Source organism: Limnobacter thiooxidans, from assembly GCF_036323495.1.
Classification (GTDB): Bacteria; Pseudomonadota; Gammaproteobacteria; order Burkholderiales; family Burkholderiaceae_B; genus Limnobacter; species Limnobacter thiooxidans.
The window spans coordinates 2,311,475-2,326,970 of sequence record NZ_AP028947.1; the positions used below are offsets into that span (position 1 = coordinate 2,311,475).

The 15,496-nt window shown below is 52.7% G+C and carries 15 protein-coding genes; 6 read left to right on the forward strand and 9 right to left on the reverse strand.

Annotation, left to right across the window (positions count from 1 at the left end; all coding sequences use genetic code 11):
• Nucleotides 1–4: 4 nt before the first annotated feature.
• Nucleotides 5–562 carry a hypothetical protein gene (locus RGQ30_RS10515; protein WP_130555963.1) on the reverse strand — a complete coding sequence of 186 codons (558 nt, stop codon included), beginning with the start codon at nt 560–562 and terminating at the stop codon, nt 5–7.
• Between the two features lie 110 nt (nt 563–672).
• Between RGQ30_RS10515 and senA the strand changes: the two genes are divergently transcribed.
• The 3 genes from senA to ahr all read left to right on the forward strand — a co-directional run bounded on the left by senA (nt 673) and on the right by ahr (nt 3,784).
• Nucleotides 673–1,962, forward strand: coding sequence for a selenoneine synthase SenA (senA, locus tag RGQ30_RS10520; RefSeq protein WP_130555962.1), 1,290 nt, complete (start codon nt 673–675; stop codon nt 1,960–1,962).
• Between the two features lie 6 nt (nt 1,963–1,968).
• The gene (locus RGQ30_RS10525; protein ID WP_130555961.1) at nt 1,969–2,718 is read left to right on the forward strand and encodes a putative 4-mercaptohistidine N1-methyltransferase; all 750 of its coding nucleotides are present in this window, start codon (nt 1,969–1,971) and stop codon (nt 2,716–2,718) included.
• Nucleotides 2,719–2,782: 64 nt separating this feature from the next.
• Nucleotides 2,783–3,784 (forward strand): NADPH-dependent aldehyde reductase Ahr, encoded by a 1,002-nt coding sequence (ahr, locus tag RGQ30_RS10530; protein WP_130555960.1) that lies wholly within the window; start codon nt 2,783–2,785, stop codon nt 3,782–3,784.
• Here ahr and RGQ30_RS10535 read toward each other — a convergent pair.
• The 3 genes from RGQ30_RS10535 to RGQ30_RS10545 form a co-directional block, all read right to left on the reverse strand.
• Nucleotides 3,715–6,402: a chemotaxis protein CheW gene (locus RGQ30_RS10535; RefSeq protein ID WP_130555959.1), complete on the reverse strand. Its 2,688-nt coding sequence runs from the start codon at nt 6,400–6,402 to the stop codon at nt 3,715–3,717. The two genes, ahr and RGQ30_RS10535, sit on opposite strands and share 70 nt — an antisense overlap.
• Nucleotides 6,403–6,554: 152 nt before the next feature.
• The gene (locus tag RGQ30_RS10540; RefSeq protein WP_130555958.1) at nt 6,555–6,890 is read right to left on the reverse strand and encodes a hypothetical protein; all 336 of its coding nucleotides are present in this window, start codon (nt 6,888–6,890) and stop codon (nt 6,555–6,557) included.
• Nucleotides 6,891–7,016: 126 nt separating this feature from the next.
• Complete coding sequence (locus tag RGQ30_RS10545; protein ID WP_130555957.1) at nt 7,017–7,727, reverse strand: response regulator transcription factor; 711 nt, start codon at nt 7,725–7,727, stop codon at nt 7,017–7,019.
• A 219-nt stretch (nt 7,728–7,946) separates the two neighbouring features.
• Between RGQ30_RS10545 and RGQ30_RS10550 the strand changes: the two genes are divergently transcribed.
• Nucleotides 7,947–8,639, forward strand: coding sequence for a DUF2490 domain-containing protein (locus RGQ30_RS10550; protein WP_130555956.1), 693 nt, complete (start codon nt 7,947–7,949; stop codon nt 8,637–8,639).
• A 17-nt stretch (nt 8,640–8,656) separates the two neighbouring features.
• Here RGQ30_RS10550 and RGQ30_RS10555 read toward each other — a convergent pair whose 3' ends face one another.
• The 5 genes from RGQ30_RS10555 to RGQ30_RS10575 all read right to left on the reverse strand — a co-directional run bounded on the left by RGQ30_RS10555 (nt 8,657) and on the right by RGQ30_RS10575 (nt 13,161).
• A complete protein-coding gene (locus RGQ30_RS10555; protein WP_130555955.1) occupies nt 8,657–9,088 on the reverse strand; it encodes a group I truncated hemoglobin in 432 nt (143 codons plus the stop codon).
• Between the two features lie 14 nt (nt 9,089–9,102).
• The gene (locus tag RGQ30_RS10560; protein ID WP_130555954.1) at nt 9,103–10,038 is read right to left on the reverse strand and encodes a DUF3034 family protein; all 936 of its coding nucleotides are present in this window, start codon (nt 10,036–10,038) and stop codon (nt 9,103–9,105) included.
• 63 nt (nt 10,039–10,101) lie between these two features.
• Nucleotides 10,102–10,677, reverse strand: coding sequence for a hypothetical protein (locus RGQ30_RS10565; RefSeq protein WP_298215970.1), 576 nt, complete (start codon nt 10,675–10,677; stop codon nt 10,102–10,104).
• Between the two features lie 163 nt (nt 10,678–10,840).
• A complete protein-coding gene (locus RGQ30_RS10570; protein ID WP_130555952.1) occupies nt 10,841–11,557 on the reverse strand; it encodes a response regulator transcription factor in 717 nt (238 codons plus the stop codon).
• A complete protein-coding gene (locus RGQ30_RS10575) occupies nt 11,554–13,161 on the reverse strand; it encodes a sensor histidine kinase (protein WP_130555951.1) in 1,608 nt (535 codons plus the stop codon). Before RGQ30_RS10575 ends, RGQ30_RS10570 begins: the two co-directional genes overlap by 4 nt.
• A 284-nt stretch (nt 13,162–13,445) precedes the next feature.
• On the opposite strand from RGQ30_RS10575, the gene RGQ30_RS10580 reads away from it, so the two are divergent.
• Nucleotides 13,446–13,808, forward strand: a complete 363-nt coding sequence (locus tag RGQ30_RS10580) for a hypothetical protein (RefSeq protein WP_130555950.1) — start codon at nt 13,446–13,448, stop codon at nt 13,806–13,808.
• Between the two features lie 224 nt (nt 13,809–14,032).
• Nucleotides 14,033–15,481: a porin gene (locus RGQ30_RS10585; RefSeq protein WP_338284392.1), complete on the forward strand. Its 1,449-nt coding sequence runs from the start codon at nt 14,033–14,035 to the stop codon at nt 15,479–15,481.
• The last annotated feature ends 15 nt before the right edge of the window (nt 15,482–15,496 follow it).

The following is a 15,496-nucleotide window of genomic DNA, read 5'->3' on the forward strand; positions in this document are numbered from 1 at the left end:
TTGTTTAAAAAATTCCGTCTACCGCGTCCACCACGATTGCTGTGCCTACTGCAATGAGCAGCAGATCAGTGCCCAACTGCACGTACTTGTGATTCAACGGCGGCACTGGCAAACGAATCCTCAGTTCATTGGGAATATCGTAGTACCGAACATCAGAGCCCAAGGCTCGCCCTTTTTGCCATTGCTTGGCCTGCCCAGGTGGCTGACAACCGTTGCCCTTCTTGGCCAATCCGGGCGGGCATTTGCCTTTTGAAACCTGCCCGCTGTAATAATCGCGAACAATCCGGGTTTCATTGCTGCCGAAGTTGAATGACACCGACAGATTGTTCTGGTTAGAGTCATAACGCCCCTCGCGGTCGCGGTACTCATCGCGGCCACCTTTGTCGTGACCTCCCGACTTGTGATTGCCTTTCTGACCGCGGCTTTCGTTTTGTTCCTTGTTCTTCCCGGAATTGCCATTGCCGTTGCCTTTGTCCGGTTTGTCGGCATATACAACGCTGGTTGCAATCAGCAAGGCGGTAGCCACCACCGCAAGCTTGCTGATGTTTAGGGTAATAGCCATGGATTTGTTCCTTGTTTTAGGTATTGTCTTGACTCTTCAGCATACGCTGCCCACCCCGAATTCTCCAGCAGCATATAATCCAACTCAGCCGTACTTGCAGCAGAGCCCCCATGAACGATCAGCAATCCCTGCTTTCCGCACTCGACCGCAGTTTCGAACGTGCTTTAGGCTTGTTGAATAGCCTGAGTCCTTCCCAGCTTGAAGTGCCTTATTCACCGGACATTAACCCGCCCGTTTGGGAAATGGGTCACGCCGCGTTTTTCTTTGAACACTTCATTCTCCAGAAATTGGATGGTGCCCCACCCTACAACCCGGCATTGAATGATGTGTGGGACTCATTCGAGCTGGCCCACGAAGACCGCTGGGAAGCGGGTGTGTTTCCCGACAAGGAAAACACACTGAAGTATGTTGATCATGTTCACCAACGCGTCAGGCAACGAATTCTCGAAAAACCGCTGAGTGCTGACGACCTTTACCTGTACAAGTACTCGATTTTTCACCTGAACATGCACATTGAGTCCATGGTGTGGGCACGGCAAACTCTGGCGTACTCACTCCCGCCAAGCGCAGTGAATGTATCCAGCGCCGCGGAAGCACGATTGGCTGGCAATGTTGAAGTACCCGCCGGACGCTACCGGATTGGCATGCCGGCCCATTCAGAGCATTTCGCGACCGAAGACTTCTGCTTTGACAATGAAAAGCCCGGTTTTGTCAAAGAACTGAAATCGTTTCGCATGTCACCAACCCTGGTGAGCAATGCAGAGTATCTTGAGTTCATTCAAGCCGGTGGCTATCAGCAGGATTCCCTGTGGAGCATGGCGGGTCTGAAATGGCGGCAGCGTTGCTCAGCCATGCACCCGCTGTACTGGAAGCAGGTTGAAGGCCAGTGGCTTGAACGTTACTTTGACCAATGGCTGCCCTTGCAGGGTGATTGGCCTGTAAAGCACGTCAGTTATTGGGAAGCGCAAGCCTGGTGCAATTTCGCCGGCCGCAGACTGCCCACGGAATTTGAATGGGAAGCGGCCGCATTGGGCAATCTGGAACATGGACCTTTCACACCGTTCCCATGGGGAAATACCATGGATGATCGCCGCGTGGACATGAACGCCACCGGCCTTGCCCGGCAATCGGTGACTGCTTGGCCGCAAGGCGACAGCCCTTTCGGCTGCAGGCAGATGATCGGTACAGTGTGGGAGTGGACTGACAGCCTGTTCATGCCCTATGACGGTTTTACCATGGACATGTACCCATTCATGTCCACATTGCAGTTTGGCGACCACAAAGTGGTGCGGGGTGGTTCCTGTGCAACGTCCTCAATCCTGATTCGCGGCACCTACCGCCAAGCGTATACCCCTGACCGAAACGATGTGTTCGTCGGCTTCCGAACCTGTGCGAGATAACTACTGATGAACAATATTTACGAAACCGATGAACTGCTGAACCAATACATGGCTTTTCACTTTGGCGCCGACTACTTTGATGTACCCAATTTCCCGGCGCGCTGTGCCGAGCTTTGCATTGAGTTGATGGGGGCACGCCCCCGCCGCAAGGCTCTAGACCTGGGCTGTGCAGTAGGTCGCAGCACATTTGAACTGGCGAAAAGTTTTGAAACAGCCGTGGGCATTGATTTGTCCAGCAAGTTCGTCGACGCTGCGGCGCGGCTTCAGGCAGGCGAAACCCTGCCCTACCTTGTGCATGAGCAAGGGGAACTGGTTAAAACCCTGCAATTCAGCCTTGCCGACCTGGCCCTGAACATCGACAACTCACAGGTGAGTTTTGAGGTAGGTGACGCCTGCAATCTCGGTGAGCAACACCGCCACTATGACCTGATTTTTGCAGGCAACCTGATTGACCGGGTCAACGACCCCGCTGCATTTCTTCGTGACTTGCCAGCCCGCCTGGTGCCCGGCGGTTTGCTGGTGATTTGTTCGCCCTACACCCTGCTGACCGACTACACACCACGCCAGAACTGGATTGGTGGATTTGTAGCGGACAGCAAACCCCGAACCGTGCTGGATGGCATGCACGCTGTATTGGACCCGCATTTTGATTTGGTGACCCAACCCCGGAATGTGCCTTTTGTGATTCGCGAAACATCGCGTAAATTTCAACACAGCCTGGCAGAAATGACCGTGTGGGAGCGACGCAGCGCCTGACAGCAAACACGCCTTGGGTGCAAACTCAAAGATGTATTACGATAAAGAACACACTGGAGACAACATGATCAACGCATACGCCGCATTCGAGGCCAAGGGCCCCCTGAAACCTTTCCAATATGACCCGGGTGCACTGGGCGCATTTGATGTGGAAATCGACGTAGACCACTGCGGCATTTGCCACAGCGATATCAGCATGCTGGACAACGACTGGGGGCGCGCAAAATACCCCATGGTAGCCGGTCACGAAGTGATCGGTCGCGTCAGCCAGGTGGGCACGCATGTTAGCCACCTTGCCATTGGTGACGTGGTGGGTTTGGGCTGGCATTCAGGCTATTGCGAAAGTTGCAAGATGTGCATGGGCGGCGATCACAATTTGTGCAGCACGGCCAAGGGCACCATCGTGGGTCGCCATGGTGGTTTCGCCGATAAGGTTCGGGCGCAGGCCATCAGTGCAGTGAAAATTCCGGCAGGTGTGAACCCGGCCACTGCAGGCCCCCTGCTGTGCGGTGGCATTACCGTTTACAACCCACTGGTTCAATACAATATTTCACCCCAAAGCAAGGTTGCCGTGATTGGCGTGGGTGGCTTGGGTCACATGGCGGTCATGTTTTTGAAGGCCTGGGGATGCGAGGTGACTGCATTCAGCAGCAATGCCTCCAAAACCGAGGAACTGATGAACATGGGTGCTCACCATGTGCTGAACAGCAAAGACCCCGAAGCCCTGAAAAAAGCGGCCGGGTCGTTCGACCTGATTTTGTCCACTGTCAACGTGAAGCTGGACTGGAATGCCTATGTGTCCACACTGGCACCCAAGGGCCGATTGCACTTTCTGGGCGCCGTGCTGGAGCCGCTCGACATTGGCGTATTCGGCTTGATGGGGCAACAACGCAGCATTTCTTCATCACCGGTGGGTAGCCCCCGAGTGATCGCAGACATGCTGAAGTTTGCAGCCCTGCACAAGATCGAACCAATTGTTGAATCTTTCGGCTTTGATCAAATCAACGACGCACTGGAAAAAGTGCGCAGTGGCAGCCCAAGATTCAGGGTGGTGTTGTCGCGTTGAGTTGACACCAGCTGACGCTGTAGCCGTTCTGCTGACAACAACAGCAGAATGTGCTGCGGCATGTCGTGGTTGCCCGGTTTGACAATGCCTTCCACAATGCTGCCCTGCTCACCTGCCATTTGCGGCAGTTTGCTCAAGCGGTCCAGCTCAATTTCTGCCATCTCTCCAAGGTCATCAATCAGGATGCCGAACTCTTCTGAAGACCCTTCGGTCTTCAACACCAACACCTGTTTGCGTTCGTGATCTGGCAATGCGAAAGATTCGGTGTGCAAACAACTCTGATTCACCAACAAGGTGGACAGATCAAACACCGCAATCGGCTTCTCTTCAAAAATCAGGTAACCCGCCATTTCAGTGCGCGAAGCGGGCACTGCGGTGAGGTTTTTGGCATCCACCGCCGCAAGAATTGAAGCAGGAGGCAGTCCATAACCATGCCCACTGATAAAGAAAGTCGCGATGTCAATTGAAGGCGCACCACGCGGTGCCTTCAATTCCTGCGGTCTGTGTTGTTGGGTATTGCGAAGTGTGCCCGTGGTCAGTGCCACACTTGTGGACAAAGGCATGAACACAAGGGCAAGCACACCGCTTCCCTGCCTGGACTGCACGCCCGTGTACTCCCGATAACCCGCACTTGCACTTGCACCGACCGCATAATAGCGATCGGCAAACTGAATCAGGTTCACAGTGGATGAACCTTTTTGCAGGGTCAGTAATCCGGGCTCAATCTCGATTTTTGAACCGGCAGGAAATTGCGAACTGGTTCCAGATATTACAGCGCCGTCCGATTCCACAAAAACAGCAAATGAATCTTTGGTGATCTGACCTGCTTCATTTCTGGGCAACACATCATTGAGCATGGCTTGAAACTGGGGCTCGGAATCGAACACCACTGCAATTCCACCCTGTACTGTTGGGTTGGCACCCAAGCCCTGAACCGCGGCTGCATACACGTAGGTCGGCTTGTTGAAATACAAATTGGTGGATGTGAAATGGGAGGTCACAAACGATTGTGAATCTTTCAACTCCAGGGTTTCACGAACCCAGGGTTCAGAGAGCACAGTGCCCAGCAAATCGGTGCAGGCCGGGTTCGACACCGACACCACTCGACCATGCCGATCGAACAGAATGATGTTGCTGTAAACCGTGTACAGCGAGTTGATGTGGCGCAGAATCTGGGTCAACTTTTCTTGTTGATGAATGTCTTCAAAATTGAAGTGTTCCAGTTCCAGTCGAAATTCCCGGGTCAAAGCCCACCAACGGCAATCGTTGGCGCGCTCATACAGATTGCGATCCATGATGTCAATCGCCAGTGCGGCCTGTGTGGCGCAATCAAACATCAGGGATGCAACCACTGTTTTGTACAAATTAGTGGTCGATTCGTTGAACACATCCCGGGTTTTTGCACCTGTGCGACCAATTTCGCGCAACAGCACTTTTGCAAATTCGGAACCACCCTTGCCTTCCTGCCGGGCCAGGCCTATGTTTCCATTCCACACTGACCGATTCAACTCTTGCTGAATGAGTGCAGCCCTTTTGGGAATATTGCGCAACTCGGCATTGAACAGCGTGGCCACTTCCAGCACGTCCATTAAAAAGCCCTCGGACACGGAAGCCAGCTCGGGCGCATCGGACACATCAAACGCATGATTAAGCGGGGCCAAGGCATGCCCCAACCAACCCGGTACGCAGTAGCCCTGGTAGGGGTTCGATTGCCGGGTAGCCGTCAAGTATTCCCGGCCACCGAATCGAATCACGCCACATTCGCCGTCCGCGATGGCTTTTAGTTTAGAGCCCAAGGGAAACTGATAGGGGTCGCTGCTTGCAATCACGCGGTGTTCTGCATCCAGCAAGGTGATTACGCTCCAGTCGTCTTCTTCAACCAGGTTTTCAAAAATACGTTTGCACTCGTCCTCAAACCGGAAACAAAGACAAAGCACTCCCACTGGGTGTGTGCCATCAGTCGACATCACCTTGCAGGCATACACAAGCGGGCTGGGGCAGTTGGGCAGCAAGGTGGTGGGCCGAAATATCTCCACATAGGCTTGCGAGGTGTTCAAGGCCTCGTGAACAAAGGGATCGTCCACAACACGAACCTGGTTTCGCTCATCAAGCTGAGCCAGCACTTCGCCCTGGGGCGAGAGAAGAACAATGTTGTGATACACCGAGTACTTGCTCACGTATTCACTAAAATGCGCGCGCAGCTCATCGAGCTGCGTTGAATCTTCAGTGCCTGAAGAATTGGCCTTGGCCGCTTCCGCAAACGCACACACTTGTCGATCTGTGGCCAGAAATCCAATGTCGGCTGTGCGTTCAAACAGGTTTCGCGTCAACACGTCCACAGATATTCGGGCGTTCGAGGTCAGCGTCAAGGCTGCTTTCTTGTAGTGTTCCTGTGCCAATTGATCCAGCAATACACTGGCGAGGTTCTGAAAATCAGACCGCATCTTGGTGATGTCGGTGCCGGCCCCCAACAACTGGCCAAGCAATGTGAGGTTGTCATAAACAGCTTGAATTTCGCCCAGCCTTTTTTGGTCCGGATAAAGCGCGCCCATGAAGCGCGAAAAATACTCAAGCGCTGGCTTGGCCTGATTGGCGCGACTGTTTCTTGCAATACGCATGCTGCTTTACCTGTTCAGTTGGGTTGTCTTGGACAACTCTAGCCCGGATGGGGGAAATACAATCCAGAAAATAAACAGGTAAAACCAAAACTCAGAAACGGTTTTTTACAAAATACTGCCTTCGATCGAGTTTTGGTTGCACATTGTGGTGTTCAAAGCTGATTTCCCAACAGCAAAACACGGACGTCACCTTTCGCTTTCAGGCTTGCCCAAATCAGATAAGGCGCCAGAAACATCATGCCACCAAAAAACGCAACCACACCCAGTATCAAACCGCCGGGTGAAAAGCGATGTCGCCAGCTGACCCAGATTGCAGACAAGGCGAGAAAGCTCATGAAATCCACATTGAACTGGCCTTGCCAATCCATGGCCAGGATGTTGTCAAAGAATATGGGAATCAGGTTCCAGCCGTGGTCTAACCCAACCTTCAGGGTATACAAGCCCAGTACAGCGATCACAAGCAGCAGGTAAGTGCGAAAAATAGCCATGGAAAAATCCTTGAATGAAATGGAGTTGATTTAACGAGAATATTAGTCGATCAAAACCGTCCACTCTATGACCTCCAAGGTCAACGCTGTGCGATGGCACAGCGCCCAGCAGAGAGGTGGTCCGACTTACTCCAGCGATTCCAGCCTGTAACCCAAGCCCCGCTGGGTGTGTATCAAGGGCGGCATACCCTCCAGGTCAATTTTGCTTCTCAAGCGGCGAATGTACACATCCACCACATTGGTCAAGGGGTCTTCATTCACACCCCACACATTTGACAGAATTCTTTCACGGCTGAACAGTCGGCCTGGTGAACTCATCATCAACTCCACCAGCGCAAGTTCCTTGGCGGTCAGTGCAATGTCCTTGCCAGCCCTGGTCAGCCGCATGCTACCCAAGTCCAGCACCAAGTCAGAAACCGTCAGCTTTCGGTCTTGCGGCGGGTTGACACCCTGCACGCTGCGACGGCGCAAGGCCTCAATTCTTGCCAGCAGTTCATCAAAGGAAAAAGGTTTTCCAAGGTAGTCGTCTGCACCCATTCGCAAACCGGCAATTCGATCGTCCACTGTGTTCAATGCAGTCAACATCAACACCGGAAGTTTGAAATTTTCCTTGCGCAAGTTTTGGCACACATCCAAACCTGAACCATCGGGCAGCATCACATCGAGAATCACCAAGGCATCACCAGCCCCTTCCGTGACTTCGGTTTGCAGATTCTTGGCCAGGCTCATTCCCAGTTGTGCCGTGCCTGCGACCTGAGTGCGATAGCCCTCGGCCTTCAAGCCTCTGTCCAGAAATCCGGACACTCGGGAATCGTCTTCAACGATCAAAACTTTCATACTGCCTCCTGCGTTTAATCGCTCTTGTCTGCTGTTGTGTTCACGCAAATCGTATCGGTTTGACCAGCTTGATTTAGAGATGGCTCCCCCCTTCATGTTTTGTTCATTTTCCGGCTTTGATTCATTCATGAAAACGCATGCTTTCAGTTCAAAACACTGGCGCAACATGGTTCTTGGATGTTTTTAACCAATTTTTCAACCGATGGACAGGAGTAAAAAATGCGTTTGATTTCGAAACGAAAAACAGTGGCGAGCCTGCTCGCTGCAAGTTTGACCACGATGTCTTTTTCTTCGATGGCTGCTGAAGAAGACGTGCGTCTGTGGACCTCGCTGGTGATGGATGGCGAGCTGACGGACAGCACCCGATGGACAGCAGAAATTCAGCCCCGCTTCAAGAACAGCGGCAAGGAATTCGACCAGTTGATTGTTCGCCCCTCGGTAAGCTACGCGCTAAGCAAACAATCTTCCGTGGCACTGGGCTATGCGTATGTAGAAACGGAAACGGCGCAACGTACCAGCAAGGAGGATCGCTTGTGGCAGCAATTCAGCTATCAATCGAAATGGAATGACTTCAGCTGGAGCAGCAGAACCCGACTGGAACAGCGCGACCTGGATATTTCAGATGAAACTTCGCACCGTCTGCGACAGATGTTTCGGGCCAGCCACCCCGTCGCACCGGAATCAGAATGGCACGCATTGGCCTGGAATGAATTGTTCATCAACCTGAACGACACTGCATGGGCTGGGCGAAGTGGCATCAACCAGAACCGAGCCTTTGCAGGTGTGATGTGGCGCTATGACAAAAAATCACGCGTGGAATTGGGCTATTTGAACCAGGTTATCAATGTGGGTGGAAACCGTGAAAATCAAATGAACCATGTGCTGGCCAGCACATGGTTCATCGGTTTTTAAGGAGAGTTATCGCCTGATCAGCGCACCGTGATTACATCACGGTGCATGGGTGCCAACAAAGCCAGAATGTCGGTTTGCAGGTCAAACGGAACACCCTTGGCGTTCATGCTGGCCACCAGCACCTCCACCAGTGCATTGAAGTGCGCCTTGGTAATGGTCATACCGGCATGCGCAGCCTTCATGTCCAGGCCGACGTACTTGCAAGGCCCACCCGTGGCTTCACAAACCTGGTCAGTCAACTGGGAAGCCAAGCGATTGGCATCGGTGTTCTGAAACTGATCACCAATTCTGGGATCCGCTTTCACACGCGCAACAAAGTCATCCATCACGGTACGAATGCTTTCCTTGCCGCCGAGCTGATCATACAAACTGCCCGAATTGGCAAAAGCCATACCGCTGCTCAGCACCATGCCCAAAGCCAGTGCAAAACCCATGAACTTTTTTCTCATGATTCAACTCCCGATTAAAATGCAAACTGTGCAGACAGATAAACACCGGTTTGATCGCGGCCATTTGTTGTACCCGGTACGATGCGACCCAAGTCAACATATGCCGCTGTTAACGACACATTCTTGGTGGGCGCCCAAGCCACGAAGACATCCATCCAGTCGTCAGATGCCAGACCATTTCCAAGCCCTGCGGCACGGCCTGCCGACTCCAGCTTGTTGGGCATGAAGCGGTATTCCGCACCAATGGCCAGGTTGTCTTTCAACAATTTGGCCACTGAAAACTCAGGCATCAATTCGTAGTCGGTGTCATCACCGCCGAGGGTGGAACCAAAGCCGAGGAAACCGTTCTGGTTGGCCTTGGTGGCACGCAAGGTACCGTTCACCAAAACGCCCTGTTTCAGGAAGAGCTTGGTCGCAGAAATGTAGGCATCGGTGCCACTGTCTTTCGCGCCCAAGGTATTCAGAGTTGGTGCAAGGCCAGCTGCATCCAGGCTTTTGTGCTGCAATCCCACTGACACCTGGGGCATCCAGGTATCAGAATCCAGAATGGCGTCGCCAAATAGCTTGTATTTCACACCAACAATGGTTTGCTCAAGATCCAGACCGGGCAAGCCCAATGCGGTACCTGTAATACCGGTGTCCAGGGTCTGGCTGCCGAGCGAAAACTCGATACGCTCATCCCAGGCAAAAGTCACACCTTGCGTGTCCACCGTGTAGTCGTCGGTTCTTGCCTGTGTAATGTTGGCGGCAATACCCCATTCATTTTCTGTGGCTTGCGTACCAATTACCGCCCAGGGCGTCAGGCCACCGCCCGCCGCACCTTCAATGGTGCTGACACCACCGGTCAACACAAGCTTGCCAGTGCCAGCCAATGCTGGCGCAGACAAAAAACTACCCATCAGCAAAATAGCTGCAGCAATGGGTTTGTGGTTTTTTTTCAAATGCTTCATGAAATCACCTGCCATGCAAATGGGAAGAAGGGGTTGACGCCAGAATGCGTAACCCCCACAAAGTTACTTGGGGCTGTAAGGCAATGAAGAGTGGTGCAGCACAATGCGCAGATTGCCTGCATTGTCCTTCACATAGCCCCAGGTCTTGTCCACTGTGGTGACCTTTCCATTTTTGTCGGTGATGCTGACGTTGCCCATTGAAGTGGCCGTATTGCCATGCAGGTGGATACCGACATTCTTTACATCCACTTTGCGCCAGCCTTTCAATGCAAAACCTGTGTCGCTTGCATAGTTTTTGTCACCGCCAACGAAGTAAGCGAGTGCGCCCTCTTTCGTGGTGCGGAATGTTTGTGGTGCAACAGTCAATGTGGGCTTGAACAGCACGGGGCCCATGTTGTAGCCGTAGGCTGCATCCAGTACAGCATTGGCTGTTTGCTTGGCTTTCTCGAAGCCACCCTTTTCAAAGTCCTGGGAAATCTGCACCAAGGCATTGCCCCAGGCCTGCTGCGCTGCCAGCACTTCGGCTTCAGTGACATTGGTACTGACAACAGGTGCAGAGTCCTTGGCCATTACGGCACCACTCAGGCCCATCAATACCGCTGCGGTCACTGTGGTTTTGTAGAAAGACAATGTATTCATGTTCATACTCCTTGCTTGGTTGGAAAACCCCTTTTTTGCTTGGGGTGAATCGCCGTGCAGCATGTTTTTCGCACGAGGAAATCATCTCAAGCCAAGCTGAAGCGCAAGTGGGCAATGCAATGAACAAGCCCGGCAGGGAAAATGAACAGAAGATGAATTGGATTCAGGATTTGTCGGGAATCGACTCCAAACGATAGCCAAGCCCGCGCTGGGTGTGAATAAGGGGTGTGAAACCTTCAAGGTCAATCTTGTTGCGCAAGCGCCGAATGTACACATCAACTACGTTGGTCAAAGGGTCTTCATTAACACCCCACACATTGGCCAATATGCGTTCGCGGCTAAACAGCCGGCCAGGTGCCGACATCAACAACTCGAGCAATGCGAGTTCCTTGGCTGTCAGCTCAATCGGATTGCCGCCACGGGTGACCCGCATTTTTTCAAGATCCATTTCCAGATCGTCGACTGCCAAAACTGATTTGGTCTCCAGTCGTGGCTGGATACTGCGACGTGCCAATACCTCGATGCGTGCCAGTACTTCCTCAAAAGCGAAAGGTTTGGGGAGGTAATCGTCAGCGCCGAGGCGCAAACCGTTCACACGGTCCTCCAGGCTGCTCAAGGCTGTCAACATGAGAATGGGAATGTGCACACCACCACTGCGCAAGGTCTGGCACACCGTGAAGCCATTTTGATCGGGCAACATGACATCCAGCAAAATGACCGCCTTGTCACTGGCCACACTGATTTGATCCATCATCGAACGGGCCAGCGCAATGCCTTCCCCGCCCGTTTTTGCCCATTGAACCCGATAACCCTCCGCTTTCAGCCCCCTTTCCAGAAAGCTGCCAACGCGTGCATCGTCTTCAATGATCAAAATATTCATGAATCAATCTCCAAGGTGGCCTCAAATACTGGCAACAGTATTTTGACACTGGTTCCCGCGTGGAGTTGGCTTTGCAATTCAATTTGTCCAAAATGTGCACGTGTGAGCGCACTGGCAAGGGCTAAACCTAGCCCGTGGCCATCTGGGCGCCAGCGTTTGGCGACATCACTGCGGAAATGTCGGTCCCAGACTCGATCAATGTCGGCTTCCGGAATACCGATACCGTGGTCTGTGATGGTGATTTCAGCGTGCCTGTTGCCCTCGGCATCTGTGATGTGCTGACTGACTACATCAATGGCTGCATCGGTTGGAGAATACTGAACGGCATTGTCCAGCACAATCGTGAACAACTGCTTCAGACGTTGCCGGTCACCCAGCACCATGGATTGGGTACTCAAATCCAGACGAAGATCAATTCGATTTTTTTGAAGCTGAGGGTGCATTTGATCAATGGACTCACTCACCAACTCTTCGAGACGAACAGGGCTTCTGTCCATGACCAGCGAATCAATGTCACTTCGGGCCAGTGTCAACATGTCTTCAATGACCAGGCCCAGGTGCTTGGCACTGTCCATGATACGAACCAGTGTTTCCTTGTACTCCACCACGTCCTTGTCCCGACCACGAAGGGTAATTTCCGCCTCACCCCGAATGGCTGTGGTAGGGGTTTTCAATTCATGGCTGATGTCAGCAAACATTTGTCGCCGGCGCAAGTCCAGTTTCTCGAGGCGATGCAAGCCTTCCTGAACCTCGAAGGTTCTTTGCTGAACCAGGCTTTCAAGTTCTGCCCTGGCCTGCATTTCCTGCCCCCGAAACTTGCTCAGTTCGCGCGCCATCCGGTTAACGGCTTTGGCCAGTTCGCTGAACTCGTCGTTGGAATGTTCAGGAATTCGATAATCGAGGTTCCCGGCTTCCAGTTCGCGCGCGCCATCCGCAATGCGTTTCAGTGGTTTGCTGAGTGCCCTTACAAAGTACACAGCCAACAACACCGCAACCAGCGACAAGGTCAGGGTGGCGGAAATTGCAAAGGCATTGAGTAACTTCAGTGATGCGTCGGCAGCAGCCCGGTCGCGCGCGGTGGCCAAGCGCTCGCGGGAAATGCTTTCAGCCAGCAAAGTGCGCAAATCCAGCCCATCAGACATGTCAAAGGTGCGGTTGATGTCTGTCCATTGAATGGTTGAAGAGCGGGCCGAAGCCAGCAAGGCGGGTACGCTGGTGTCCAGCGCGGTGAAACTGGTGCGCAGCACTTTCAGGGCTTTTTCTCTGGCTGCGTGTTCAGCATCCATTTCACGGGTGCCTTGATAAAGGCTCAACGCGCGTTGGGCCCGGCTGTCCAGCTGATCAAGAATGCTGATCATGTTTTTCTGGATTTGCCGCAGTTCATCGGGCGCCACCTGTCGCCCGATCAGGCTTTCGGACAACAACAAGCGCAAGCGCTGTTTTTCGGCCGACAGGTCTACAAAACCCACCAGAAGTTCGTTGGCGACACGGCCACGTTGAATATTCTGGTCTGCAACCCGCAAAGTGGACCATCCCAGTATGCCCTGAATGACCGAGGCAACAGCCAGAACACCAAATGCCCAAAAGATTCGCGTTTTAAACATCCTTCCACCTCAATTGCCATACAAGACACGGCACGGATCAAATCCCCCATGGGAAACGGTCACGCCGATTTGAAAAGATATCTGAAATCGACAAGCTGTTTGAATAACTAGACGCACGGAAGCGGAATAACCGGTATCAGATCAGGGTTTTCATCTTCTGTTCATTTTTGAAGAGCCCCGCGTTAATCGAACCACATCGGAAACCGTCAGACCTTTGCCTCACACTGGTTTCCATGCACTGAACATGCAGAGAAAAAACAACCAACCTCTACAGGAGTACTGACATGAAAAAGATGATGACTTTGGGTTTTGCTTTGTGTTTAAGCAGCACAGCCGCTTTTGCAGACCTGACACAGGGCGATGGCACTTACCTTGCCAGCAAGCCAGTAAAGTCGACTGTAAGCCGTGACGCTGTGATCGCCAAAACTGACAGCCACAATGTGGCTAACGCAACGGACAGCACTTTCAGCCCAAGCAGCAATGTGGCCAGCAAGGTTTCTCGTTCCGAGGTGGTCAAGAAAATGAATGGTTACCAGTACGCCGACTTTGGCGATGGTACATCGACCCAATCCTGGGTCAAGCGATCCGAGGCTCCACGCAGCCTGGCCAACAATGCATCGGATGCATCAGGCCAATCCACGAATTAATTGTTGTTGTTTTCACCCCTTGGTACGGTAGGGTTCAATTTTGGCCCTTGTTAAAGCCCGAGCAATCGGGCTTTTTTTTCGTCCATTTTTTGACATCCAGTTCTGCTGTTAATGCAGCGTTAATCTTTCCAAACAGGCTTGTTAATCGATTCTGGATCGAGCTGTAACACACCTGCATCACACTATTTTGGCGCGCATTTTGCGCATTCCCTTACAGGTGCATGATGAAAAAAATTGCAATAAAACTGGTGGCGATGGGTATTGCCGCAGCCGTGATGCCACTTCAAGCCAGCGAATCAACAAGTGCTCCACTCGAGCTTTATATGGACACCACCACCAAGCAGATTTTCGCGGAGCCCGGTGCAGGCCGCGTGAAACTGGGGGTGTTCAAACAAGCCGACACGGAGGCTGCCCCCGCCGCTGTGGCTCAGGAAACCCGTGAAGAAATTTTGGCCGAAGTGGACAAGAAAATTGCGAGCAGCGTGAAAAGCAACAGCGGCTCTGGCTTCAAGCTTCGGGGCTATGTGCAGGCTCGCCATTCAACAATCCTGTCTGGCGACAAGGCGATTGACCTGTGGACCGACCGTTCAGTGGGTGACAGCAATTCACTGTCAAACAACGTGGACAACTTCCTGATCCGGCGCGGTCGCCTCGTGTTTTCAGGCGATGTGGGCGACCGCTTCAGCTACTACATTCAACCAGACTTCGCGTCATCGGCAGGAACAACCGGAAACATTCTTCAATTGCGTGACGCCTACGGCGACATCTCAGTGGACAAGCAAAAGGTTCACCGATTCCGCGTGGGTCAGTCCAAGGTACCCTTTGGCTTCGAAAACCTGCAGTCCAGCCAGAACCGCTTGACGCTTGATCGCGCCGACGCACTGAACAGTGCGGTTCGCGATGAACGGGACACCGGTGTTTTCTATTACTACACTCCTGTCGAAACCCAGGAATTGTTCTCGGAAATTTCCAAGGCAGGCCTGAAACACTCCGGCAATTACGGCATGTTCGGTTTTGGCGTGTACAACGGTCAGGGCCCCAACCGCCGCGACACGAACGACGGTCTGCACACAGTGGCCCGGTTCACGTACCCCTTGAAAGCCGGCAGCGGACAGTTCTACGAGTTTGGCGTTCAAGGTTACACGGGAAAGTTTGTACCGGTAACAGGTGGATTCCGTGCGAACTCAACTGGAGGAACAGTGAACATCGCAAACCCAAGCAGTGATCCACGTTTGCGCGATGGTTTCGATGACCAGCGCGTTGGTGTCAGCGCAGTGATGTACCCGCAGCCTTTTGGTCTTCAAGCGGAATGGAACTGGGGCAAGAGCCCAGGCCTGGAAAAAGACACCTTGATGATTGACGAACGAAATGTTCACGGCGGTTATCTTCAGGCCATGTACCTCCACAAGACAGCAAACTACGGCAACGTGTTGCCCTTCGTGAAGTGGCAGTACTTTGACGGATTCAACAAGGCCGAAACGAATGCACCCAAAAACGAAGTCAACGACTGGGAAATCGGGGTGGAGTGGCAGTTGAACAAGGAAGTAGAGATGACGGCCGTGTACCACATCCTGGACAGGAACAACCTGATCACTGGCAACCGCATGGGTCGTGAAGACTACGCCAACTTCACCAGTGATGCCTTGCGCTTGCAGGTTCAATACAACTTTTAATCGACAAGCTGTTCG

What these genes read in the sequence shown, in the direction of transcription:
- RGQ30_RS10515 (WP_130555963.1), bottom strand. Translation starts at nt 562, where the DNA reads ATGGCTATTACCCTAAACATCAGCAAGCTTGCGGTGGTGGCTACCGCC.
- senA (WP_130555962.1), top strand. Translation starts at nt 673, where the DNA reads ATGAACGATCAGCAATCCCTGCTTTCCGCACTCGACCGCAGTTTCGAA.
- RGQ30_RS10525 (WP_130555961.1), top strand. Translation starts at nt 1,969, where the DNA reads ATGAACAATATTTACGAAACCGATGAACTGCTGAACCAATACATGGCT.
- ahr (WP_130555960.1), top strand. Translation starts at nt 2,783, where the DNA reads ATGATCAACGCATACGCCGCATTCGAGGCCAAGGGCCCCCTGAAACCT.
- RGQ30_RS10535 (WP_130555959.1), bottom strand. Translation starts at nt 6,402, where the DNA reads ATGCGTATTGCAAGAAACAGTCGCGCCAATCAGGCCAAGCCAGCGCTT.
- RGQ30_RS10540 (WP_130555958.1), bottom strand. Translation starts at nt 6,890, where the DNA reads ATGGCTATTTTTCGCACTTACCTGCTGCTTGTGATCGCTGTACTGGGC.
- RGQ30_RS10545 (WP_130555957.1), bottom strand. Translation starts at nt 7,727, where the DNA reads ATGAAAGTTTTGATCGTTGAAGACGATTCCCGAGTGTCCGGATTTCTG.
- RGQ30_RS10550 (WP_130555956.1), top strand. Translation starts at nt 7,947, where the DNA reads ATGCGTTTGATTTCGAAACGAAAAACAGTGGCGAGCCTGCTCGCTGCA.
- RGQ30_RS10555 (WP_130555955.1), bottom strand. Translation starts at nt 9,088, where the DNA reads ATGAGAAAAAAGTTCATGGGTTTTGCACTGGCTTTGGGCATGGTGCTG.
- RGQ30_RS10560 (WP_130555954.1), bottom strand. Translation starts at nt 10,038, where the DNA reads ATGAAGCATTTGAAAAAAAACCACAAACCCATTGCTGCAGCTATTTTG.
- RGQ30_RS10565 (WP_298215970.1), bottom strand. Translation starts at nt 10,677, where the DNA reads ATGAATACATTGTCTTTCTACAAAACCACAGTGACCGCAGCGGTATTG.
- RGQ30_RS10570 (WP_130555952.1), bottom strand. Translation starts at nt 11,557, where the DNA reads ATGAATATTTTGATCATTGAAGACGATGCACGCGTTGGCAGCTTTCTG.
- RGQ30_RS10575 (WP_130555951.1), bottom strand. Translation starts at nt 13,161, where the DNA reads ATGTTTAAAACGCGAATCTTTTGGGCATTTGGTGTTCTGGCTGTTGCC.
- RGQ30_RS10580 (WP_130555950.1), top strand. Translation starts at nt 13,446, where the DNA reads ATGAAAAAGATGATGACTTTGGGTTTTGCTTTGTGTTTAAGCAGCACA.
- RGQ30_RS10585 (WP_338284392.1), top strand. Translation starts at nt 14,033, where the DNA reads ATGAAAAAAATTGCAATAAAACTGGTGGCGATGGGTATTGCCGCAGCC.